Source organism: Flavobacterium ichthyis (genome assembly GCF_009915155.1).
GTDB lineage: Bacteria > Bacteroidota > Bacteroidia > Flavobacteriales > Flavobacteriaceae > Flavobacterium > Flavobacterium ichthyis.
On sequence record NZ_JAABLM010000016.1, the window covers coordinates 16,121 to 40,120 of the forward strand.

Consider the following 24,000-nt stretch of genomic DNA (forward strand, 5'->3'; position numbering starts at 1 on the left):
TAACAGCCATTTCTTTTTTATAAATTTTAAAAAATATGTTATGCCAAAAAATGAAATGATACCACAAGTTAAAGACAAGGACCAATACCAAGCCTTGCGCGAGAAAGGCTATAGCAAAGAAAAGTCTGCGAGAATTGCCAACAGCAAAGGAGCCGAAAAACGTGGGGGCAAAGCTGATAAATACGAAAACCAAACGAAGGAAGAACTTTACACTCAAGCTAAAAAAGTGGGAATTGAAGGACGGTCTAAAATGAGTAAATCCGAATTAATTAAAGCCTTGCGAAATAACTAATGAAGTAAACCCCAAAGGTTTTTGATTCCTAAAATTTGGTCTAAAAAGAACGATTTTGAAGTTCGAATGATAAAATCTTCCTTCACTTGTTCTTTTCTAAAAAAAACAAAACCCCATTGAAAGGTGTCGATTGTGACCGTTACTTTGGGGTGTTTTTTTATGATTTCCCAAGCTTCTTCCATTCCTTTGGACCAATGAATATCATCGAAAATCCAAACGGTTTCATTGGAAATAGTTGGCAACAATAATTCAAAATAATTCAAAGTTGCTTCTTTGGAGTGATTGCCGTCCAAGTAAATAAGGTTTAAGGTTTGAGGTTTAAGTCCCGATACTTCGGGATAAGTTTGCAGATGACTTTCAAATTCAGTTACTACAAAATTGATTTTATTCTCAAACGTTGGGAATTGAAGTTGCAATTGATTTTTTGCAATTGCCATTGTATTCGGACAACCTTCTAAAGTGGTGATTTCTGCGACATTATTTTGTGCTAAAGCAGAAGTCGCCAAACCCAAAGAAGTCCCGATTTCTAAAATTTTTTCGGGCTGGAAATAATGTACAACTCTAAATAAAAGTTGTGCATCTTTCGGAGAAATCCCTGCGTTTTCGGCAACCTTATTTATCGCCCGAACATTTGATTTAAAAACCCTTGAACCCGCACCAAAATCAGTAACTTCTATTGTGTTTTTATTTTGTAGAAGAGAATTTCGATAATCATCCAAAACTTTATATTCAGGATAATTTGTCTTGTCATAAAAACATTTCCTGACCAAATCAAATACAAATGGCGAATGTACTCCGTGAGCATTCGTTGATTTCCAAAGGAATTTTAGGTATGATTTTATGATGTGTTGCAATATTTATTGTTTTTTTTATTCCACAGATTAAATGATAAAAATATCTACCACAATCTGAGAAATTTCCCCTTTTTTGAGTAGGGGTCTGACTACTCCATTTTCGCACTCAATTCAAACCAGCGTTCTTCTTTTGCCTCCAAAGTTTCAATCACTTTTTGCAATTCGTTTGCTCGTTTCTCAATCTCTCCATCAGCAACTTTTCCTTCCGAAAATAACGCTTCAATCTTGGCTTTTTCAATTTCTAAATCCTTAATCTCACGCTCAATTTTCTGAAATTCTTTCTGTTCGTTGAATGACAATCCTGCCGAAACATTCTGCTGTTTCCAATTTGTTTTCGGTGTTTCTTCAACTCCTCCCGCTTTGGGGGTTGGGGGGATACTGTCTTCATACGCTCTAAAATCCGAATAATTCCCAGGGAAATTCTCAATCACACCTTCGCCTCGAAACACAAATAAATGATCCACAATTTTGTCCATAAAATAGCGATCGTGTGAAACCACCAACAAACATCCTGGATAATCTAAAAGAAAACTCTCCAAAACATTTAACGTCACGATGTCCAAATCATTGGTTGGCTCATCCAAAATCAAGAAATTCGGATTCTGAATCAAAACCGTACACAAATACAGTCGTTTCAACTCCCCACCACTCAATTTCTCTACATAATCATATTGTTTTTTGCTGTCAAAAAGGAAACGCTCCAACAATTGTGAAGCCGAAATTATTCTGCCTTTTGCCAATGGAATAAATTCGCCAAACTCCTTTATTACCTCAATTACACGCTGTCCCGGTTTCGGATTGATACCGCTTTGGGTATAATATCCAATCTTAATCGTCTCACCAACAACTACTTTCCCCGAATCCAACGGAATAGTTCCCGTCAGCAAATTCAAAAACGAAGATTTCCCCGTTCCGTTTTTCCCGATAATCCCGATACGTTCGCCACGCTGAAAATCAAAACTGAAATTATCCAAAATCACCTTATCGTCAAACTTCTTCGAGATTTTATGAAGTTCAATGATTTTGCTACCCATTCGCTCCATATTGATCTCCAGTTCCACAACATTTTCTTTTCGTCGGCTCTCGGCTTTTTCCTTGATCACATAAAAATCATCCTGACGCGATTTCGATTTGGTCGTTCTCGCTTTCGGCTGTCTTCTCATCCATTCCAGTTCTTTCTTGAACAAGTTTTGGGCCTTGTCAATACTTGAATTTTCCGAAGCAATTCGCTCCTCTTTTTTCTCTAAATAATACGAATAGTTTCCTTTATATTGGTATAATTTTCCGTTGTCGAGTTCAATGATTTCGTTGCAAACACGCTCCAAAAAGAAACGGTCGTGCGTTACCATAAACAACGTAATATTTTCCTTTGCAAAATAACTTTCCAGCCATTCAATCATCTCCAAATCCAAGTGATTCGTAGGTTCATCCAAAATCAAAAGGTCCGGTCGGTTAATCAAAATAATCGCCAACGAAAGCCTTTTCTTCTGTCCACCCGAAAGATTTTTAACCTTCAATTTAAAATCTTCCAGCTTCAATTTAAACAAAATCTGCTTGAACTGCGTCTCAAAATCCCAAGCATTATGTTGGTCCATTCGGTCAAAAGCTCTTTGGTAAGCCTCCGCTCCCGAAGCTTCGGGATCAGGATTTTCCAATGCTTTTTCATACTCCTGAATCACCTTTAGTGTCTCATTATCACTCGCAAAAATACTTTCCTCAATCGTCAACTCTTCCTGCAAATTATTGTCCTGCGACAAAAACGCCATTTTAATCTCTTTCCGCACCACCACTTGTCCCGAATCCGGTTCATCTTCGCCGTTAATGATACGCATAATCGAAGTTTTCCCCGAACCATTCTTGGCGATAAATGCAATCTTCTGATCCTTATTGATTCCAAACGAAATGTCCTTAAAAAGCGTTCTCTCGCCAAACGATTTCGATATATTTTCTACTGATAAATAATTCACTTAATTGAGTTATGAGTTATAAATTAAGAGTTATGAGTTGCTCGACCATAACTTTTGTGCAAAAGTAACGTTTTTAAGTCATTATGTAAATTATTGATTTTGCACATTACATCTTTGTTACTTTGTAACTTCTTCATTAATTTTACTGTTCAAAGAATTGCACATTGGCAAAAAAAACACATCATCAATCGGCTTTAAGTGAAAAAGCAGGAATTAATCCGCCAGAAATTGTGGGAAAAAATTCGGTGGCAAAAATTATTGACTCTCGAAAAAAGCAACCTTCTGTAGATGAGTTGATTGAAGGTGTTTTATCGGGGAACAAAATCGCTTTGTCTCGGGCGATTACTTTGGTAGAAAGTACCAATTTTCGGCATATAGAAAAAGCCGAAAAAATTATAAACGCTTGTTTGCCATATTCTAATAACGCTGTAAGAATTGGAATTACTGGAGTTCCTGGAGTTGGAAAAAGCACTTTTATCGAAACTTTCGGAAAACATTTGACTCAAAAAGGAAAAAAAGTTGCGGTTTTAGCAGTTGACCCAAGTAGCACTGTTTCTCACGGAAGTATTTTAGGAGATAAAACCCGGATGGAAGAATTAGTGAAAGACGAAAATGCATATATACGTCCGTCAGCATCTGGCGAAACTTTAGGAGGAGTGGCGAGAAAAACCCGTGAAACAATTATTCTTTGCGAAGCTTGCGGATTTGACACGATTATTATTGAAACCGTTGGCGTGGGACAAAGTGAAACCACCGTTCAAAGTATGGTTGATTTTTTTCTTTTACTCAAAATTTCAGGAGCTGGCGATGAATTACAAGGTATCAAACGAGGCATTATGGAAATGGCAGATGCGATTGTGATTAATAAAACCGATGGCGATAATATTAAAAAAGCAAAATTAGCCAAAACTGAATTTAATAGGGCGTTGCATCTTTTTCCGGCAAAAAATTCGGGATGGCAACCTAAAGTAGTTACAGCAAGTTCTTTAACCAAAGACGGAATTGATGAGGTAGAGCAACTTATTTTCGAGTATGTTTCGCTTACAAAATCGAATGGTTATTTCGCTCAAAAACGACAAGAACAAAATCAATTTTGGTTGCTAGAAACAATAAACGAACAATTAAAAAATAACTTTTTCAACCATCCGGAAATTAAAAGTTTGTTAGCAACAAAACTACTTGCTGTTCAGAAAAATGAAATTTCCCCGTTTGTAGCAGCTAATGAATTACTTGAAAAATATTTTAAAAAATAAATTTATTCAGTACCCAATTTTTCTTGGGCTAAACGCTCTTGTTCCATTTTTTCGGCGAGACGTTTTTCTATAATAGGTGTGATTAAAGTTTTTCTAGGCTTTATTTTTACAAAAGGAAAAAGCTCTAGATCGTGTGCCATTCTATCATTTTTGTTTGGAAATTTATTCGTTCCTAACAAAACTTCATTTCCTGAATCAAACAAATCTTGTTCTTTTTTAGCGCTTTCCTGTATTTTTTTCTGAATATTTCCTTCAATCAATTGGGTAATGAAACCATCATTTGATTCAATTTCTTTAAATAAAACCAGCGCTTTTTCTGCCAATTGTTTCGTTAAATTTTCGATGTAATAACTTCCGTCAGCAGGATTTGAAACCTTATCAAAATAACTTTCGTGTTTTAATATCAACAATTGATTTCGTGAAATTCTGTCGCCAAATTCATTTTCTTTGTGGTACAAAACATCATACGCCAAATTACTTACGGCATTTGCGCCACCTAAAATAGCACTCATACATTCAGTTGTGGTGCGAAGCATATTTACATTATAATCGTACAACGTCTTATTTCTCTTGGTAGGAGTTGCCAAAATATAGCAAGGCAAATGGTGGTCAAATTCTGAAGCAATTAATTTAAAAAGTTGTTTGATTGCCCGAATTTTAGCTATTTCGAAAAAATAATTAGAACCCACGGCTACTTCTAAAACAATTGGTTTTGAGATGGTTGCCACTTTATTAAAATATTCTGTAACGTGAGCTAAAATATATGCTATTTGCTGTATCATATTGGCTCCCGCGTTTTGGTAAAGTGTTCCATCAATATTTAAAAAAGAAATATTTTGGCAGGAAACCGCAATGGTATTCAAGGCGTCAAAATCGGGATTGAGATTGTCAAACCAGTTTCCGTCTTTTGCTAATTGGTTGATTGGATCGAGTTGCACAAAAAATTTTGCGTTGTTATTTTGAGCAATTGCATTTATTTTTTGGACAAAATTTACTGATAGAAATTGCAATTTAAAAAATATCGTAATGTTTTCTAAAGGTAATTTTTCAAGCAGTTTGTGAATATCTAGATTTTCATCTGTGATGGTAAACCGAAGACTTTCGGCTCCACGGTTGAGGGTTTCCAGGGCTCGTGAAACAGATTTTTCGAGATCGAAAACAAAAATGTTTTGCGTAATTATAAAAACTTCAGAATTTGTGGCAATGTTCTGCGGGTTTTCAAATTCGTCTTTGTGGTAAAATGGTTTTACTTTGATGCCTTCCGGGCTTTCCCAAACCAAGGTGTCGTTATAATCTGCTCCTTTTAATTCGTACTGAATTTGTTGTTTCCATTGTTTGGAAGAAACGTGACTAAATTCGTTGAATAATTGGTTTTCCATTTTAATTACGTTTTCGTTTTACTTGCGATTAAAAAATGCCTGATGTTTTCCTTTAGCCCCGATTGTAGCGGAAATCCTTTTATTAATTGCCCGGATTGAAATCCGGGGCAATTGATGAAAGATTGTAGCGGAAAGCGGGAACCCAAATTTAAAAAAATGCCGGAAGTATTGCTCCAGAAATAAAAAATTAAAGCGTTTTACTTTCTTCGTCCGGCGGTAAATCTTCATCAAATTCAATGATGTAAATGTCTTCGCTGTCGCGTTTCATATAATATTTTTCTCGGGCGTATTTCTCGATTTGATCAGGGTTTTTGAGCAATTTTATTTTCTGCTGGTCGCTTTTAATTTCGTCTTGATAATATTTTTTGTTGTCTTCAAGTTCCTTTAATTCTTTATTGAGAATTTTTTGGTCCACAAAAGAATAGTTGTCTAAAAAAATCATCCAAATCACAAAAAAAACCGTCACGAGCACGTATCGGTTAGAGATAATTTTGAGCCAAGAAGTTTTTTTTTCGGTCGATTTTTTGAACAATTTTTTCATGGCGAAGCGGTTTTACAAAATACGTTGGTTAATTACAGCTCTAACCACATCTATGGCAACCGTATTGTATTTATCGTTAGGAATCACGATGTCGGCAAAAGCTTTTGTAGGCTCGATAAATTGTTCGTGCATGGGTTTTAACGTATTTTGGTAACGGTTTAAAACTTCTTGCATATCACGGCCACGTTCGGCAATGTCACGTTTCAAGCGGCGAATGAGGCGTTCGTCCGAATCTGCTTGAACATAAATTTTAATGTCAAACATTTCCCGAAGTTCCGGATTTGCCAAAATTAAAATGCCTTCTACAATCATCACTTTTCGCGGATGTGTCAAAACCGTATCATCAGTTCTATTGTGAGTAACGAAAGAATAAACCGGCTGATCAATGGTTTTTCCGGCCTTTAAATCTTTAAGATGTTGTGCCAAAAGTTCAAAATCTATAGCCCGAGGATGGTCAAAATTAATCAAAGCGCGTTCGTCAAAAGACAAGTTGTGGTTCTCGCGGTAATAAGAGTCTTGCGAAATAATCCCGACTTCAGTTTGCGGAAGTTCATTCATAATTTGCTGAACCACAGTAGTTTTTCCACTTCCGGTACCTCCGGCAATTCCAATAATGAGCATAAAGTTGTGTTATAATAAATTCTTTTGGCAAAAATAGAAATTTTTCCGGGAGCGCTTTTCGTTTTTTTTAACTAAATCCATATTTTCTATATTTCATGGGCGTGTCCCTTCGGGTCGGGCTTTCGCCACTCGCTGTTTTTTCGGTTCCACTTCGTTCCACCCTAAAAACGAGCTCAAACAATGGCTCAATCCCTCACGCAACCCGCGATTGAAAAAAAAATAATAATAGATAGACAAAGCTTTTGAATTGGCAATTTAGGTTGCCAAAAAATTTACGCTAGAAATGAGTTTTATTTTTTCGTACCTTCGCTCTAAATCAAAAAATATGGCACAAAATAAAACCATTGAAACCGATGTAGAAGTTACTGATTTTTTAAATGCTCCGGAGCGCGAAAAAAAATACCATGACAGTCTCGAATTTATTAAAATATTTAATGAGGTAAGTGGTTTTTCGCCAAAAATGTGGGGCTCAAGTATAATAGGCTTTGGCAGCTACCATTATAAATATAATTCTGGACACGAAGGTGATACACCACTTGTGGCTTTTTCTCCACGTAAAGATGCATTTGCATTATATCTTTTACCAGAATTCCCCGAAAAAGAAATGTTACTTTCGCAACTTGGTAAACACAAAGCTACCAAAGGCTGTGTTTACATTAAAAAACTCTCCGATATTAATATAGAAATTCTCAAAAAAATGCTGAGCAACTGCATCGCTCACACCAAGACTTTGTATCCGGAAAATTAACCCTTGGTTAGTCAACATTTAACCAAGCAATCAAGCCTAAAAATTTATCAAAATTCGTCTAACTTTGTAGCATGCAGCTTTCTGTCGTTATCTTAAATTATAATGTTCGATATTTTTTGCAGTTATGTTTATCTAGCGTTCAAAAAGCGATTCAAAACATTGATGCGGAAATTATAGTGGTTGATAATCTTTCGCCAGATGACAGTTGCCAAATGGTTCGGGAACATTTCCCAGAAGTTAAGCTTATCGAAAATAAAGAAAATTTCGGTTTTCCAAAAGGTAACAACATAGGAGTTCAGCAAGCTTCCGGAAAATACATTTGCATCTTAAATCCAGATACTGTTGTTGCCGAAGATACTTTTATAAAATTAATACAATTTGCTAACAATCAACAGGAACTAGGAGTCATAGGTTGCAAACTTATCGATGGATCCGGAAAATTTTTACCTGAATCCAAACGTGGCATTCCCACGCCATTTACTGCGTTTGCTAAAATATTTTCGCTGTATAAATTTTTTCCCAAGAACAAAAAATTTGGTCAATATTATGCTTCTCAAATTGCTGAGAATCAAACGGCTAAAGTGGATGTTTTGGTTGGTGCGTTTATGTTTTTAGAAAAGGAAACCTATGAAAAAATAGGCGGGTTTGATGAACAATATTTTATGTATGGAGAAGATATTGACTTGAGTTACAGTGTGTTAAAAATAAAAAAAAATAATTTTTATTTTCCAGAAACTACCGTGATTCATTATAAAGGAGAAAGTACGGCTCGCAATAAAAAATATTTACGGCATTTTCAGGAAGGCATGAATTTGTTTTACCAAAAACATTTTCAACCTTCGGTTTTTTTCAAAACATTTATGAAAGTTGGCAGTTTTGCTTTTTCTTTATTGAAAACAGTAGAAGGCAATCAAAACCACAATAAAAATGTTTCACAATATATTTTGTTATCTGAAAATCAGCAGTTACAAAAAAAAATAGCAATTACGCTCAAAAAAAATGTTACACTAGCCACTTTCGGTACGGAAAAAGATTTAATTTCGCAAACGTTTTCGAGAGATATGCCAACCGAAATAATATTTGACGAAAGTCATCTTTCTTTCAAGCAAATGATAACTTTGATGGAACAATGGCGACATCTAAATGTGAGTTTTAAAATCGCACTTTCCGGGCAAAATTTTATCATTGGAAGCAATCACAGTGAAAGCAAAGGCAATATCATAAAATTTTACAAATGACAATAGAGGATACCAATTTATCAGTAACTTATTAGGTCATAATTTCTATTTGGCTTAAAATTATTTTAAATTTGTGTTTTAAATTTAAATAAAAACAATTCATCTAAAAATTATATAATTCGTAGTGTAACATCGAAATTAATATTAATTTTACACAATAAAAATAAAAATTCACCATCAGGTTATCAATATGGCAAAATTTGAGTTGAAACTTCCAAAAATGGGAGAAAGCGTTGCAGAAGCAACTATTACCAATTGGTTAAAAAAAGTGGGCGATTCTATTCAAGCTGATGAAGCCGTTTTAGAAATTGCGACAGATAAAGTAGATTCTGAGGTTCCTTCGGAAGTTTCCGGTGTACTATCAGAAATTCTCTTTAATGTTGATGATGTTGTAAAAGTAGGACAAACCATTGCTTATATTGATATCGAAGGTGGCGTGGTGGTAGATGCCGGTTCTTCAGCAAAAGAGGAATCGATTGCGGCAACAATCGAAAAAAATATTGAAGCCGTGAAAGAAACTGTGACAACTCCGGTAGTTACAGATTTTTCAGTTTCGGATAAATTTTTCTCTCCTTTGGTAAAAAATATTGCCAGAGAAGAAGGCGTTTCTGTCGATGAATTAGAGTCAATTTCGGGTTCTGGAAAAGACGGAAGAGTTACAAAAGATGACATTTTGAAATTTGTGGAAAGCCGAAAGTCAAAAGGCGAAAGTGCCACACCAGAAACAAACATTTCAATTCCGCAATCCAGTCCTGCACCTAAAGCTCAAAGTTCTGCACCAGTTTCTCTAAACGGTGGCGACGAAATTGTGGAAATGGATAGAATGCGTAAACTGATTTCCAAATACATGGTAGAATCAGTTCAAACTTCTGCTCATGTCCAATCTTTTATTGAAGTTGATGTTACCAATATTGTGAAATGGAGAGATAAAGTTAAAAATGCGTTTGAAAAAAGGGAAGGTGAGAAGTTAACGTTTACGCCAATATTTATGGAAGCAGTAGCAAAAGCATTGAAAGATTTCCCGGGAATGAATATTTCGGTTGATGGCGAAAATATCATCAAAAGAAAAAACATTAATTTAGGAATGGCGGCTGCATTGCCAAATGGAAACCTGATTGTTCCAGTAATTAAAAATGCCGACCAGCTGAATTTAGTTGGAATGGCAAAAGCGGTGAACGACCTTGGAAATCGTGCTAAAGCCGGAAAGCTAAAACCAGATGATACACAAGGTGGAACTTATACTGTTACAAATGTGGGTACTTTTGGAAGCGTTTTTGGAACTCCAATTATTAACCAACCTCAAGTGGGAATTTTAGCTTTGGGAGCCATCAGAAAAGTTCCTGCGGTAATTGAAACTCCAGAAGGTGATTTTATCGGAATTCGTCAAAAAATGTTTCTATCCCATTCATATGATCACCGAGTGGTAGATGGTGCTTTAGGAGGTAGTTTTGTAAAACGTGTGGCAGAATATTTAGAGGCGTTCGATAGCAATAGAGATTACTAAAATTAATATGTCGATGAAGCGATTGAAACTCCTGGAAATTCCGGGAGTTTTTTTTGAAATTTTATTATCTTTAAAACAAAAAAAATATGTCGTTACTGCGAAAGTTTCTTAGATATACCAATCTACAATCAGAAATGGTGGATTACGATGTGATCCACGAAAATATTGAAAGGGATATTATTTTTAAAGGGACTAATCTTTGGATTTTAGTATTTGCCATTTTCATCGCATCCATCGGATTGAACATGAATTCTACCGCGGTCATCATTGGAGCCATGTTAATTTCGCCGTTAATGGGACCAATTAATGGGATGGGCTACAGCATTGCTACCTATAATTTTCCGCTATTTAGAAAAGCACTCAAAAATTTTGCCTTTGCTGTTTTGGCCAGTTTATCAGCATCAACACTCTATTTTTTAATGAGTCCGCTTTCGACCGCCCATTCTGAATTATTGGCTAGAACAAGTCCTACCATTTACGATGTTTTGATTGCATTATTCGGTGGATTGGCGGGAATTGTTGCCATCAGCAGTCGCCAAAAAGGGAATGTAATCCCTGGTGTGGCAATTGCTACGGCTTTAATGCCACCACTTTGTACAGCGGGTTTCGGATTGGCAAATGCAAACCCCACTTTTTTCTTAGGAGCACTTTATTTATTTACGATTAACACCGTTTTTATAGGAATATCCTCTATATTAATTTCTAGATTCTTAAAATTTCCAATTACCAATTTAGTTGCAGATGGCCAGAAAAAAAATGTGGTAAGATGGATTTCAATAATCATTGCTGCTACGGTAATTCCAAGTATTTATTTTGGATATGCTTTGGTAAAAGCCGAACGATTTACTGAAAAAGCAACTAAACTAATTGCAGATGTGAGCGTTTTTAAAGGAAGTTATTTGTTAAACAGCCAAATTGATGCCAGAAATAATAACGTTACTTTAATTTACGGCGGAAATGTTTTAGAAAAAGCCGACAAGCAAGAAATCGTCAAAAGAGCTATTGCATTTGAACTTCAGGAGGCAAAATTAATTTTTAGGCAAGGTTTTTCTTTAAACGATGGAAAAGAAAATGTCAACCAAATTGACAAGTTAAAAACAGAAATCAATAGATTATCATTACAATTGCAGCAAGAACAAAAATGGGTTGACAGTATTCAATCCCGTCCAAAAATAGGAGGGAAGCTATTAGCCGAAATTAAAACTATTTTTCCAGAAATAAAAAGTTGCAGTTACTCCGAATCGATTACTTTTTTAGATAGTGCTAAAACCGCTCCCATAAAAATTGTGATTATGGAAACCGATAAACGCCGAATTTCAGCAGAAAGCAGGTCTCGCATTCAAAAATGGTTAGAAAAAAGACTAGAATCAGAAAACGTCAAAACTTTTTTCAATTAAAATTTAATTTAAAATTAAGAACCTTTCAATGTAAAATAACAACATTTAGGTGAAAGGTTTTTTATCTTTGCCTTCCATACAAAAACTACACAATGGAACTAAAATTATCTAAGCCAATCTGCTTTTTCGACTTAGAAACCACAGGAACAGATATTTCTAAAGATAGAATTGTTGAAATTTCAATATTAAAAGTTTTTCCCAATGGGAATAAAGAAAGTAGAACTTTTTTAGTAAACCCAGAAAGACCAATTCCAGCGGAAACTACCGCAGTTCATGGGATTACAAATGAACAAGTTGCCAACGAACCTACTTTCAAAGAATTAGCTCACACTATTTTTAATATGATAAAAGACTCGGATTTAGCCGGATTTAATTCTGACCGTTTTGACATTCCCCTTTTAGCCGAAGAAATGTTGAGAGCTGGTTTAGACTTTGATATGAAAAACAGAGTTTCGGTAGATGTTCAAACTATTTTTCACAAAAAAGAAGAACGAACATTAAGTGCTGCTTACAAATTTTATTGCGGTTTGAGTCTCGAAAATGCTCATTCTGCGGAGGCTGACACTAATGCCACTTACGAAATTTTAAAAGCTCAACTGGAAAGATATGACGATTTACCACAAGAAATAAAATCCCTTTCGGAATACACCACTAGAAAAAAAACAGTTGATTTCGCTGGATTTATTGCTTTAGATAAAGATAATGATGAGATTTTTACTTTTGGGAAACATAAAGGAGCAAAAGTAGAAAAAGTCCTTGAAAATGAGCCAGGTTATTTCGGTTGGATTCAAAACGCTGATTTTCCGCTCTACACCAAAAAAGTGTTAACCGCAATAAAATTAAGAAAGTTAAATACAAGGTAAGATAGACGAAAGAACATAGAACATAGAATTAAAAACTAAAGACGAGTACAAAACCGCAAAAATAAGACGGCAAAGTCTAGTTCTTCAATCATAAATCTTCAATCATAAATTCTAAATGAAAATCATTTGCATCGGCAGAAATTATACCGAACACATTACGGAACTACAAAACGAAAAACCTTCTGAACCAGTTGTTTTTCTAAAACCAGATACAGCAGTTTTACCGAAAAATTTTCCGTTTTACATACCTGATTTCAGTAAAGATGTACACCACGAAGTGGAGGTTTTGGTTAAAATCAGTAAAGTAGGCAAGTATATTGACAGAAAATTCGCGCATAAATATTATGACGAAATTGGTTTAGGGATAGATTTTACCGCCAGAGATTTGCAAAAAATATTAAAAGACAAGGGATTGCCTTGGGAAAAAGCCAAAGCATTTGACGGTTCGGCAGTTGTGGGTGATTTTTTGCCAAAAACAGAGATAGATTCGTTAGAAAACATTAAATTTGAATTGACCACCAACGGGAAAACCGTTCAGCAAGGCAATACGGCAAATATGCTTTTTAAAATAGACGAAATTATTGAATATGTTTCACAATATTTTACTTTAAAAGTAGGCGATATTATTTTTACCGGAACTCCGGAAGGCGTTGCCGCCGTTCAAGCCGAAGATGTTCTTGAAGGATTTTTAAACGGAAAAAAATTATTTAGATTACAAGTGAAATAATGGCAATTCATTACAACCTTTCAAAAGTGTACGAAATTTCCGAAAATGACGATGATTTCGTAAAAAGTATTATCGATTTATTTGTGAGTGAAGTTCCTGCGGATTTAAAGAATGTGAAGCAAGGGATTAAAGAAAAAGACTTTAAATTAGCCTACAGTTTTGCTCATAAAATAAAGCCCACGTTAGATTTGCTTGGCATGACACAAGGTTACGAAGAAGTGTTACGCATCGAAGCCTGGACCAAACGTGAAGGAAAAAAACGCGAAATTAAAGACACTTATAAATCTCTCGAAGATAGAATCGAAAAAGCCGTGAAAGAAGTAAGTAAAGATTTTAATTTGTAAATAGATTATTCTAAGTTTTGAAAGCAACCATTGTAACCATTGGCGACGAAATTTTAATCGGTCAAATTGTCGATACTAATTCAAGTTTTATAGCAAAATCTTTAGATAAAATAGGAATTGAGGTTGCCGAAATGCTATCCATTAGCGATGATAGAAATGTGATTTTAAACACTTTTAATCGCCTTCAAAATAAAACAGATTTAGTGTTAATTACCGGAGGTTTAGGACCAACCAAAGACGATGTCACCAAAAAAACATTCTGCGATTATTTCCAAGACCAATTAATCTCGGATCCAAAAGTTTTAGACCATGTTACCCAACTCATCGAAGGATATTACAAGCGTCCCATCACACAATTAAATATTGATCAAGCATTAGTACCATCAAAGTGTACCGTGCTTTACAACCCAACCGGAACAGCTCCCGGAATGTGGATGCTAAAAGAAAAGACCGTATTTATTTCACTTCCCGGAGTACCATACGAAATGAAATATTTGATGGAAAACGAAGTGATCCCTAAAATTAGTCGGGAATACAAACGCAATTTTATTGTTCACAAAAATATTCTTACTTACGGTCAAGGCGAAAGTTTAGTAGCAGAACGCATTGAAAACTGGGAAAATAATTTGCCAAATTTCATCAAACTCGCATACCTACCAAGTTTAGGGAGAGTAAAACTAAGACTTTCTGCCAGAGGCGAAAACGAAACAACCCTTCACGAAGCCTTGAACCAACAAATTTCCGCTTTAAACCAAATCATTGGCGATATCATCATCGGTTACAACGACAATGATTCGTTAGAAAAAAGCGTTGCCACTTTATTAACCGACAAAAAATTTACCCTTGCTGTTGCCGAAAGTTGTACCGGCGGATTATTGGCTCAAAAATTAACCGCCATTCCCGGATCGTCAAAATTTTTCAAAGGTGGCGCAGTAACCTACGCTACCGAAAGTAAAATTTCTGTTTTAGCCGTAAACCCGCAAACCATCGAAAAAAAATCGGTTGTAAGCCAAGAAGTAGCAGAAGAAATGGCAAATGGCGCCAAAAAAGTTTTCCAATCCAGTTACGCTTTGTCAACCACCGGAAATGCAGGTCCCACAAAAGGAGACTCAGATGCCGAAGTAGGAACCGTTTTTATCGCCTTATCAACCCCCGAAAAAACAATTTCAAAAGAATTTAACTTCGGAAAACACAGAGAAATAGTCATCGAAAGAGCCACAAACAAAGCCCTCGAAATGCTCAAAGAAGAAATTTTAAAAAATCTCTAACAATTATTTTGTACAAACGTTTATTTTTTGTTTCTTTGCACCCTGATTTTGAATAACGATAAAAGAAAAGCATAATGTCAAGAGTTTGTGACCTTACAGGTAAAAGAGCGATGGTAGGAAACAACGTTTCTCACGCCATGAACAAGACTAAGAGAAAATTTTCTGTAAACTTAGTTAAAAAACGTTTTTATCTTCCGGAAGAAGACAGATGGATCTCTCTAAGAGTAGCTGCATCTACAATAAAAACTATCAATAAAAATGGAATCGCGGCAGTTTTGAAAGAAGCTAAAGCAAAAGGATTTATCAAATAATTCCTTCCTAATAAATATACAGCAAGATGGCAAAGAAAGGTAACAGAATCCAAGTGATTTTAGAATGTACAGAGCACAAAACAAGTGGTCAACCAGGTACATCAAGATACATTACAACAAAGAACAAAAAAAATACTCCGGATAGATTAGAAATTAAAAAATTCAATCCAATCCTTAAAAAAGTAACTGTTCACAAAGAAATTAAATAATAAGGAATTTTTATTTAGTAAAAATTTCATAAACTTATTTCAATCATGGCAAAGAAAACCGTAGCAACCCTACAAACCGCTTCAAAGAGATTAACAAAAGCCATTAAAATGGTAAAATCTCCTAAAACTGGTGCATACACTTTCGTAGAAAGCGTTATGGCTCCAGAACTTGTTGACGATTTCTTAAAAAAGAAATAATTCACAAACAGAGCATATCAAAAAGCTACTTTCATACGGAAGTAGCTTTTTTATTTTTATATTTGTCCTAAAATTTTAAGAAGCCCATCATTAGGCATTTTTTTAAACGCAATTCCCGCTTTCCGCTACAATCTTTTTATCAATTACCCCAAATTTCCCGGGTCAATTAATAAAAAGGATTTCCGCTTTAATCGGGGCTATTTAAAAAACGCCTTCGCCTTCTTTAAACTTTTGGAACCAAGATTGTCAAAAAAATAAAACACCCAATCAATCCGAAATACCTAACATCCATCAAAATGAGCTTTTTTAAGAAACTATTTTCGTCAGAAAAAAAGGAAATCAGCGAACATGACAAACAATCGCTCGACAAAGGATTAGAAAAATCTAAAACCTCCTTCTTTTCAAAACTCACCAAAGCCGTTGCCGGAAAATCAAAAGTAGATGACGAAGTACTCGACAACCTCGAAGAAATCCTCGTTGCCTCAGACGTAGGCGTGAACACCACACTTAAAATTATCGAACGAATCGAAGCACGCGTTGCCGCCGATAAATATTTAGGAACCGACGAACTCAACCAAATCCTTCGCGAAGAAATCGCAGGATTGCTTTCCGAAACCAACACCGGAGAAGCCACACAATTCGAAATTCCCGAAAATAAAAAACCATACGTCATCATGGTTGTTGGCGTAAATGGAGTAGGAAAAACCACCACAATCGGTAAACTCGCACATCAATTCAACAAAGCCGGATTAAAAGTAGTTCTTGGAGCAGCAGATACTTTTCGAGCCGCGGCAATCGACCAATTACAAATTTGGGCCGATAGAGTTGGCGTGCCAATCGTCAAACAACAAATGGGAAGCGATCCCGCATCCGTAGCTTTTGATACTCTACAATCCGCAGTTTCTCAAGATGCTGACGTAGTCATCATCGATACAGCAGGACGTTTGCACAACAAAATAAATTTAATGAACGAATTGACCAAAGTAAAACGCGTGATGCAAAAAGTAATTCCCGATGCACCACACGACGTGCTTTTAGTGCTCGACGGTTCAACCGGACAAAACGCCTTCGAACAAGCCAAACAATTTACCGCCGCAACCGAAGTTTCAGCTTTAGCCGTTACCAAACTTGACGGAACCGCAAAAGGTGGCGTTGTAATCGGCATTTCTGATCAGTTTCAAATTCCCGTAAAATACATTGGAGTAGGAGAAGGCATTGACGACTTGCAAGTCTTCAACAAATATGAATTTGTAGATTCGTTTTTTAAATAAATAATGCCATTCTCCGTCAAAAACATACAACCGTTACATCTCTACATTTTATTTGTAGTTTTGATTCTTGTGGCGTGCCTGTTTGAAAAAAGAATTCAACCAGTGTATTATTTGTTTTCGATTTTAGGTTGGTTGGCTTTTTTTATGGCAGCGAGAAATTTTTTCAACAGAAAAAAAACAACCAAAATTTCCGAAAAAAAAAACAGCCGTTTCTAAAAAGTAATCGGCTCTGAAATTATTGTAATGAAAAAAATATTCCTCCTTTTTTTTAGTTTCTTCTTAATGCTTTCATGCCATAAGGTTTCTAAAGAAAACGCTCAAAAGCTTAACGGTTACTGGGAAATCGAAAAAGTTGTAATGGCAGACGGTTCTGAGAAAGAATATCAGACTAACACTAATTATGATTTTTTTCAAATAAACGCTGATTACAAAGGTTTTCGTAAAAAAGTCAGTCCACAATTTAACGGCAAATTTTTAACCGACGATTCATCGGAATCTGTTGAGATAATTGAAAACGACGGAAAAATTTTCCTGAAATACAAAACAGATTACGCCACGTGGCAGGAAGAATTAAAATCAATTTCTGACGAAAATATGCTTATAATAAACCAGCAAAACATCGAATATCATTACAAAAAAGCAAAACCTTTTTTAGATGGCGAAGAGATTAAGTAACGAAAACTCCCTTGGAGAAGTGCTCAAGCACATCATTGAAAACAACAAGCTTCAAGCCGGAATTGATCAGGTCAACATCCAAGAAGCTTGGGGTTCGCTAATGGGAAATGGCGTAAAAAGTTATACAAGAAACGTAGTTTTGAAAAAAAATACGCTTTACGTAGAACTCACTTCCGCAGTTTTGCGAGAAGAATTAAGTTACGGCAAACAAAAAATCATCAAAATGATTAACGAAGAATTTCGCCGAGAGCTTGTTACTGAAATAATATTAAGATAAAAAAAATCCCGTTTCGATTGAAAAACGGGATTTTTATTATAGAAAATCTTAAATCATCAATTAAAACTGCTCTCTACCAGCAAAGTGAAAAGCGCCTTCGATAGCCGCGTTTTCATCACTATCACTTCCGTGAACTGCATTTTCACCAATAGATTTCGCATATTTTTTACGAATCGTTCCTTCAGCAGCGTCCGCCGGATTAGTCGCACCAATCAAAGTTCTGAAATCCTCAACTGCATTTTCTTTTTCTAAAATTGCAGCCACAATCGGACCTCTCGACATAAATTCTACCAATTCCCCATAAAAAGGTCTTTCCGCGTGAACCGCATAAAATTTTTGAGCATCAGCCACAGTTAACTGCGTCAATTTCAATGAAACAATTTTAAAACCACCTTCGGTAATCATATTTAAAATCCCGCCAATGTGCCCGTTTTCCACAGCATCCGGCTTAATCATTGTAAATGTTCTATTTGTTGCCATTTGTTTGTTTTTTATTTTGGCGCAAAAGTAGTCTTTTTTTAACACACGCCGAAAATTTTTTTATAAGAATTAGAAACAGAAAATTACCGCATCATCAGTTTTCGTCCGTCCCGCTTTCCGCTTCTATAAAAAATTTTTAAAATAAAAAATTTTTTGATTGCCGCTTCAATCGGGGTTAGGAGGAAAGGTCAGTGATTTTTTGTAGTCATCAGTGTCTATTTTGCGGAGAAAAACTACACCACCACAATAGAAAATTCCTGCTCCAGAGGTTTTAATTCCGCAAATAATTTCGTCAATAATTCCTCGCCGCTTTCCAAGTAAAACTCCGAAAAATTCGCAGTTCTTTCCTGCAAACTTTGGTTCGGAAACAATTCATTTTGTAAATTCGTGATTCTTATAAGTTGCTGTTCGTGGTTCTTTTTTTCAGCTTTTAACAAACGTTTTTCCAGATTTTCCAAACCCTTTAGTTGTTTTACTTCTTGTGCTCGTACAGCACCTGTAAACGATTTATCTGTTTTTTGCGCCATTTCGCTCAATTTTAAAAATTGATTTTTCAAAAACCGTTTCTGCTCCGAAAAATCCAAAGATATTTCCGAAAAAACCTTCACTTTTTCGTTCCGCAAATTTTCTTGTTTCGAAAATAAATCTTTCCAACTCAAATTTAATTTATCCGCTTTTAGTGCTTGTTTTTCAGTCGCCAACAATGCAGAATTTCGTAATAATAAAATGGGGAAAGTTACTTTTTGCGAATCGAAAAAAGATTTTAATTCAAGCCAATACGCCAATTCGCCGCCACCGCCAATGTAGCATAAATTGGGTAAAATCACCTCTTGATAAAGCGGTCGCATAATCACATTCGGACTAAATTTTTCCGGATTTCTTTCTAATAAATTTAAAATTTCAGTTTCAGTAAATTTTAAGTCAGTGTTGTTTACGAAGTAAGAATTATTGTCAAAAATAATTCGTTCTCGCAAATCATTTTCAATGTAAAAAAGATTAATTTCTCGAGGATTTACTTGAATATTGTAGTCTTTTAAATCTTCCGAAGTTTCCAAAACTTTCTGATGCGAGGTTTGTTTCAGCAGTTCTTCTTTGGCAAAAGGTACAAATGATTTCTTCAGCTGCGCATCATCAGCATCAATAATGACCAAACCATTTTTGCCAAAAATTTTATTGGCCAAAAATCGCGTAGCGTCAGCTAAATTATCATGCTCCAAATACGATTTTCGGAATACATTTTTCAAAAAATCTGCATTTTTTCCTACGCCAATTTCCATCGCAAAAATCTCCAAAATTTGCTCCAAACCTTCGGTTGACAACCTTCCCACAGGCCCATTACTTTCTCTGTTCCACCGAATTTTTTTTCCGCGCAAATTGAAATAATTGATTTCTTCAAAATCATGATCTTCCGTCGCCATCCAATAAACCGGCACAAAATTATAATCCGGATAGGCCGTTTTCAGTTCTTTCGTTAAATTAATTGTAGAAATAATTTTGTACAAAAAATACAAAGGTCCCGTAAATAAATTGAGCTGATGTCCCGTGGTTATCGTGAAAGTATTGGGTTTTTTCAGCAACTCAATATTATTTTTCACCAACTCCGAAACCTCCAAATTTTGGTATTGTTTTTTCAAAACAGCCACCAAATCTAATCTGTTTTGGTTGTCACTTTGATTAAAATTTTTTTGTTTTTCAATAATTTGTTTGCCAAAATTCACGAGCGTTGGAAACCTGTGATAAAGTGACTGTAACTTCGGATTTTGATTGAGATAATCCACAATTAATTTTGAAAAATAACCCGAATTTTGATAGCTAATACAGTCAGTTGGCATAGTTTGAAATTTTTGTAAAAATACGCAAATACCACGAAATTGCCAGTTGAAATTAATCTGAAAATTTTTACACAAAACGCTTTGATTTTCAACCTAAAAATATAAATTTGAACCCTCAACAAACCATTTATGAAAGCACTCAAAATCATTTCAGACATCCTTCCAATCCCAGGATATTCCATTATTTTAATCTGTTTTTTCCTACCATTTTTTACCATAAAATGTGGCACAACCGATTTGGTAAGCCTTTCCGGATTTGACTATATCATCATGAACGATGCCAAATCCAAGATGAAAGACAGTCCGTTTGCCAAAGAATTAGAGAAAAAAATGGGAGCCGATAGTCTTTTTGGTATTGACACCGAAAAGGAAAAAGAAGAAGACAATCTTTATGGTGACGAAACCGACGAATTGAACAACGATGTGGCAGATTCATCCGAAGAAAAAGCAACCGAAACACCAATTCCTGCCGATACCGAAGACGAAAAACGAGCGAAAATTTTGATGTTTGTATTGATGTCCATTCCGTTTTTAATGGCAATCTCCGGACTCATTTTTAGCTTCGTCAAAAGCCGTTACAAAAAAATACTGCACATCGTTTTTGCCAGCATCGGTTTCCTCACATTGCTCATTTACGGCTTCATCATCAAAGCCTCAAATTCCGAAATTGGAGCCGCAGCTTCAGCTATGGAAAGCTTTGGCGGCATGATTAGCATTGAGCTTGGAACCGCATATTACATTGCCATCTCCTTATTTTTAGTGCTACTTATTTTCTTTTCAGTTGAAAAATACATCCGCAATACATACCTCAAAGAACAACAAATTCGCAATACAAATCAAGACGAAATTTTCCCGTCAGATGTGATTTAATCAATAATTTTGGCAGCAATTCCGGCTGTCGCTTCAAGCCCTCATTGGGAAAACCTTTTTTCCAATACCACAAAAAGAGCTTCTCCCGAAAAGTCGAGAGTCGCTTTTTTGTGTCAGGAAAAAAATGGTTTTCCCCACTTCGGGGCTTTACACTTCCATCCGGGCTGCAACCCAATTTACTGGAAATCTCCTGCAAACCAATCAAAAAAAAGCGGTAATTTTGCAATTCATAAAAAATGCAAATGAAGCCCATTTTTCTCGTAACGCCACCATTTACGCAACTCAACACGCCATATCCGGCCACGGCTTATATTAAGGGTTTTCTCAATACAAAAAACATCAATTCCTTTCAAGCCGACTTAGGAATAGAAGTGATTTTGGCACTTTTTTCAAAAACAGGCCTCCAAAAACTTTTTCTCGAAGCAGAAAAAAATCAGCATCCAAAATCAGAAAACGCACAACGCATACTTTCTTTGAAACAAGAATATTTTAAAACCATAGATTCGGTTATTTTGTTTTTACAAGGAAAAAATCCTACACTTTCGCACCTCATTTGCCAAGAAGATTTTTTGCCGGAAGCTTCCCGCTTTTCACAACTCGACGAACTCGATTGGGCTTTCGGGACAATGGGAACCCAAGACAAAGCCAAACATTTGGCAACTTTATACCTCGAAGATATTTCAGATTTAATTATTGAATGTGTCGATGACAATTTTGGTTTCAGCCGTTATGCCGAAAGAATGGGACGTTCCGCAAATTCGTTTGACGATTTGTATAAAATGCTTCAGCAAAAACCTACGTACATTGACAACATTTTGCTCGAAATCCTCCATCAGAAAATGCAAAAAATCCAACCCGGATTGGTTTGTTTTTCGGTTCCATTTCCGGGAAATTTATACAGTGCTTTTCGAAGTGCACAATTTATCAAACAAAATTATCCTGATTTAAAAATTGCCATGGGAGGCGGATTTCCAAATACTGAACTTCGGTCATTGGCGGATATTAGAGTGATGGAATTTTTTGATTTTATTACATTAGATGATGGCGAAGTTCCTTTAGAAGAAATAATTTTAAACCTTCAAGATTTTAATTATCAACAATATAAACGAACGTTTTTAGTTAAAAATCAAGAAATTGTTTACCAAAATAATTCTCTAAAAAAAGATTACAAACAATCAGAAGTTGGTACGCCAGATTATTCTGATTTGCTTTTGGACCAATACATTTCGGTAATAGAAATCGTAAATCCCATGCACAGAATGTGGAGTGATGGCAGGTGGAACAAACTCACAATGGCTCACGGATGTTACTGGGGAAAATGTACTTTTTGCGATATTTCCCTCGATTACATTAAAATTTACGAACCGATTGCTGCCAAAATTTTGTGTGATAGAATGGAAGAATTGATTGCGCAAACGGGGCAAAACGGTTTTCACTTTGTGGACGAAGCTGCTCCTCCAGCTTTGATGCGGTCTTTGGCTTTAGAAATTTTACGCCGAAATTTAGCCGTTACGTGGTGGACCAATATTCGGTTTGAGAAAAGTTTTAGCCGTGATTTATGTTTATTGTTAAAAGCGTCCGGTTGTATTGCTGTTTCTGGCGGTTTAGAAGTGGCGTCAGATAGGCTGTTAGAACTGATTCAAAAAGGTGTCACGGTTGAACAAGTGGCAAAAGTGACCCGAAATTTTACCGAAGCAGGAATTAACGTTCATGCTTATTTGATGTACGGTTTTCCTACGCAAACGGTTCAGGAAACCGTTGATTCGCTTGAAATGGTAAGGCAAATGTTTGAAACCGGAATTTTGCAATCAGGTTTTTGGCATCAGTTTGCTATGACAGCTCATAGTCCGGTTGGGATGTATCCGGAAAAATTTGGTGTTTTAAAGGAAACAGAACTTATGGGTAGTTTTGCCAATAACGATATTATTCATATTGATAAAACTGGGATTAATTATGATAAATTTAGTTACGGTCTAAAAAAATCGTTGTTTAATTTCATGCACGGAATTTGTTTCGACTATCCGCTTCAGGATTGGTTTGACTTTAAAATTCCAAGGACAAAAGTGCCGCAAGATTTTATTTACAATGCGATTTCTGATGAAGATTCGCTTCAAGCAAAACCTTCGGCGAAAGTGGTTTGGTTAGGAGGAAAGCCATTAATCTCTGTTTTTACAAAATCCAAAAAAGGACAAACGTGGGAAATGGTTTCGCTGGATTTTCATACTAAAAAAGATTTTATTTCGGTACAATTTTCTAAAGATGAAGGTTTGTGGATGGCGAATTTGTTAACGAAAATTTCGGTATCGGAAGAAAAAAATCATACTTTTGCGCAAATAAAAACCGACTTTGAGACAGCCGGTTTAGAAGATTTTGAATTATTTTGGTACGGAAAAAATGTACGAAAACTCCGAGAATCAGGATTATTGGTACTTTAATTAGTCAACATTTTTTTCTCCTGTTCGTCTAATAATTCTTGGTATTTTTTCTGTTGTTCTGAAGAAAGTACAAGCGTAACTTTTTCAGTAATACTGTTAGTTACTACTTTATACTGGTCTTTTTTTTCCTGAATCTTGGCGTTACTGTTCATAATTTGATCAATACGGCTCTGATGATCTTCAAATGTTGTTTTAAAAACCGCGTACTGCAAATCGTCCAATTTTAATTCTTTTTTCATATAATCTGCCCAAACTTCAGCGGGATCTTTTTTAACCGCATTTTTTTTGCGTGGATTATTGTAGCGTTGTTCTGCACCAATCCGTCTGTCAACTTGCGAAAAACCTTCAAACGTACCTAAAAAAGCAAATGATATGAAGACAAGAATTATTTTTTTCATTGTAAATTATTTTCTAAAAATTTGAACAAAAATCAAGCCGAAACCTGA

The 24,000-nt window shown here is 35.6% G+C and carries 26 protein-coding genes; 18 read left to right on the forward strand and 8 right to left on the reverse strand.

What is annotated here, in order from left to right; all coding sequences use genetic code 11:
- Positions 1-40 precede the first annotated feature (40 nt).
- Entirely contained in the window at positions 41-292 is a 252-nt protein-coding gene (locus GV828_RS11750) for a DUF7218 family protein (RefSeq protein WP_235935462.1), read from the forward strand.
- Here GV828_RS11750 and GV828_RS11755 read toward each other — a convergent pair.
- Positions 289-1,146, reverse strand: coding sequence for an O-methyltransferase (locus tag GV828_RS11755; protein ID WP_166537695.1), 858 nt, complete (start codon positions 1,144-1,146; stop codon positions 289-291). The genes GV828_RS11750 and GV828_RS11755 overlap by 4 nt on opposite strands.
- 89 nt (positions 1,147-1,235) lie before the next feature.
- On the reverse strand, positions 1,236-3,113 hold the full coding sequence (locus GV828_RS11760; protein ID WP_166537696.1) for an ABC-F family ATP-binding cassette domain-containing protein: 1,878 nt from the start codon (positions 3,111-3,113) through the stop codon (positions 1,236-1,238).
- 164 nt (positions 3,114-3,277) lie between these two features.
- Between GV828_RS11760 and meaB the strand changes: the two genes are divergently transcribed.
- Positions 3,278-4,366 (forward strand): methylmalonyl Co-A mutase-associated GTPase MeaB, encoded by a 1,089-nt coding sequence (meaB, locus tag GV828_RS11765; RefSeq protein WP_166537697.1) that lies wholly within the window; start codon positions 3,278-3,280, stop codon positions 4,364-4,366.
- Positions 4,367-4,368: 2 nt separating this feature from the next.
- Here meaB and GV828_RS11770 read toward each other — a convergent pair whose 3' ends face one another.
- From GV828_RS11770 to udk, 3 genes are all read right to left on the reverse strand, one after another.
- Entirely contained in the window at positions 4,369-5,745 is a 1,377-nt protein-coding gene (locus GV828_RS11770; protein WP_166537698.1) for a methylmalonyl-CoA mutase subunit beta, read from the reverse strand.
- A gap of 187 nt (positions 5,746-5,932) precedes the next feature.
- Entirely contained in the window at positions 5,933-6,286 is a 354-nt protein-coding gene (locus GV828_RS11775; RefSeq protein WP_235935463.1) for an FtsB family cell division protein, read from the reverse strand.
- A 12-nt stretch (positions 6,287-6,298) separates the two neighbouring features.
- Entirely contained in the window at positions 6,299-6,907 is a 609-nt protein-coding gene (udk, locus tag GV828_RS11780) for a uridine kinase (protein ID WP_166537699.1), read from the reverse strand.
- A 283-nt stretch (positions 6,908-7,190) separates the two neighbouring features.
- On the opposite strand from udk, the gene GV828_RS11785 reads away from it, so the two are divergent.
- From GV828_RS11785 to GV828_RS11850, 14 genes are all read left to right on the forward strand, one after another.
- Positions 7,191-7,655, forward strand: a complete 465-nt coding sequence (locus GV828_RS11785) for a DUF1801 domain-containing protein (RefSeq protein WP_235935464.1) — start codon at positions 7,191-7,193, stop codon at positions 7,653-7,655.
- Between the two features lie 71 nt (positions 7,656-7,726).
- Positions 7,727-8,893 carry a glycosyltransferase family 2 protein gene (locus GV828_RS11790; RefSeq protein ID WP_166537700.1) on the forward strand — a complete coding sequence of 389 codons (1,167 nt, stop codon included), beginning with the start codon at positions 7,727-7,729 and terminating at the stop codon, positions 8,891-8,893.
- Between the two features lie 190 nt (positions 8,894-9,083).
- On the forward strand, positions 9,084-10,397 hold the full coding sequence (locus tag GV828_RS11795; protein ID WP_166537701.1) for a dihydrolipoamide acetyltransferase family protein: 1,314 nt from the start codon (positions 9,084-9,086) through the stop codon (positions 10,395-10,397).
- 86 nt (positions 10,398-10,483) lie between these two features.
- Positions 10,484-11,794, forward strand: a complete 1,311-nt coding sequence (locus GV828_RS11800) for a DUF389 domain-containing protein (protein ID WP_166537702.1) — start codon at positions 10,484-10,486, stop codon at positions 11,792-11,794.
- A gap of 92 nt (positions 11,795-11,886) precedes the next feature.
- Positions 11,887-12,657 (forward strand): 3'-5' exonuclease, encoded by a 771-nt coding sequence (locus GV828_RS11805; protein ID WP_166537703.1) that lies wholly within the window; start codon positions 11,887-11,889, stop codon positions 12,655-12,657.
- A gap of 115 nt (positions 12,658-12,772) precedes the next feature.
- Entirely contained in the window at positions 12,773-13,384 is a 612-nt protein-coding gene (locus GV828_RS11810) for a fumarylacetoacetate hydrolase family protein (protein WP_166537704.1), read from the forward strand.
- Entirely contained in the window at positions 13,384-13,728 is a 345-nt protein-coding gene (locus GV828_RS11815) for an Hpt domain-containing protein (protein ID WP_166537705.1), read from the forward strand. Before GV828_RS11810 ends, GV828_RS11815 begins: the two co-directional genes overlap by 1 nt.
- Positions 13,729-13,745: 17 nt before the next feature.
- Positions 13,746-14,996 (forward strand): competence/damage-inducible protein A, encoded by a 1,251-nt coding sequence (locus GV828_RS11820; RefSeq protein WP_166537706.1) that lies wholly within the window; start codon positions 13,746-13,748, stop codon positions 14,994-14,996.
- 74 nt (positions 14,997-15,070) lie between these two features.
- Positions 15,071-15,307, forward strand: a complete 237-nt coding sequence (rpmB, locus tag GV828_RS11825) for a 50S ribosomal protein L28 (protein ID WP_166537707.1) — start codon at positions 15,071-15,073, stop codon at positions 15,305-15,307.
- A 26-nt stretch (positions 15,308-15,333) separates the two neighbouring features.
- Positions 15,334-15,516 carry a 50S ribosomal protein L33 gene (gene rpmG / locus GV828_RS11830; protein WP_166537708.1) on the forward strand — a complete coding sequence of 61 codons (183 nt, stop codon included), beginning with the start codon at positions 15,334-15,336 and terminating at the stop codon, positions 15,514-15,516.
- Between the two features lie 45 nt (positions 15,517-15,561).
- A complete protein-coding gene (locus GV828_RS11835; RefSeq protein ID WP_008238127.1) occupies positions 15,562-15,714 on the forward strand; it encodes a DUF4295 domain-containing protein in 153 nt (50 codons plus the stop codon).
- Positions 15,715-16,010: 296 nt separating this feature from the next.
- Positions 16,011-16,985, forward strand: coding sequence for a signal recognition particle-docking protein FtsY (gene ftsY / locus GV828_RS11840; RefSeq protein WP_166537709.1), 975 nt, complete (start codon positions 16,011-16,013; stop codon positions 16,983-16,985).
- A gap of 243 nt (positions 16,986-17,228) precedes the next feature.
- Positions 17,229-17,660, forward strand: coding sequence for a hypothetical protein (locus GV828_RS11845; protein WP_166537710.1), 432 nt, complete (start codon positions 17,229-17,231; stop codon positions 17,658-17,660).
- Complete coding sequence (locus GV828_RS11850) at positions 17,641-17,937, forward strand: DUF721 domain-containing protein (RefSeq protein ID WP_166537711.1); 297 nt, start codon at positions 17,641-17,643, stop codon at positions 17,935-17,937. Before GV828_RS11845 ends, GV828_RS11850 begins: the two co-directional genes overlap by 20 nt.
- Before the next feature lie 60 nt (positions 17,938-17,997).
- On the opposite strand, the gene GV828_RS11855 is transcribed toward GV828_RS11850, so the two are convergent.
- Both GV828_RS11855 and bshC read right to left on the reverse strand, forming a co-directional pair.
- Positions 17,998-18,417 carry a nucleoside-diphosphate kinase gene (locus GV828_RS11855; RefSeq protein WP_166537712.1) on the reverse strand — a complete coding sequence of 140 codons (420 nt, stop codon included), beginning with the start codon at positions 18,415-18,417 and terminating at the stop codon, positions 17,998-18,000.
- Positions 18,418-18,650: 233 nt separating this feature from the next.
- Positions 18,651-20,249, reverse strand: coding sequence for a bacillithiol biosynthesis cysteine-adding enzyme BshC (bshC, locus tag GV828_RS11860; RefSeq protein ID WP_166537713.1), 1,599 nt, complete (start codon positions 20,247-20,249; stop codon positions 18,651-18,653).
- Between the two features lie 129 nt (positions 20,250-20,378).
- Here bshC and GV828_RS11865 point away from each other — a divergent pair, with 129 nt between their 5' ends.
- Both GV828_RS11865 and GV828_RS11870 read left to right on the forward strand, forming a co-directional pair.
- Complete coding sequence (locus GV828_RS11865; protein ID WP_166537714.1) at positions 20,379-21,119, forward strand: hypothetical protein; 741 nt, start codon at positions 20,379-20,381, stop codon at positions 21,117-21,119.
- A gap of 242 nt (positions 21,120-21,361) precedes the next feature.
- Positions 21,362-23,554, forward strand: a complete 2,193-nt coding sequence (locus GV828_RS11870; RefSeq protein WP_394350657.1) for a B12-binding domain-containing radical SAM protein — start codon at positions 21,362-21,364, stop codon at positions 23,552-23,554.
- On the opposite strand, the gene GV828_RS11875 is transcribed toward GV828_RS11870, so the two are convergent.
- On the reverse strand, positions 23,551-23,952 hold the full coding sequence (locus GV828_RS11875) for a hypothetical protein (RefSeq protein ID WP_166537716.1): 402 nt from the start codon (positions 23,950-23,952) through the stop codon (positions 23,551-23,553). The genes GV828_RS11870 and GV828_RS11875 overlap by 4 nt on opposite strands.
- Positions 23,953-24,000: the final 48 nt, after the last annotated feature.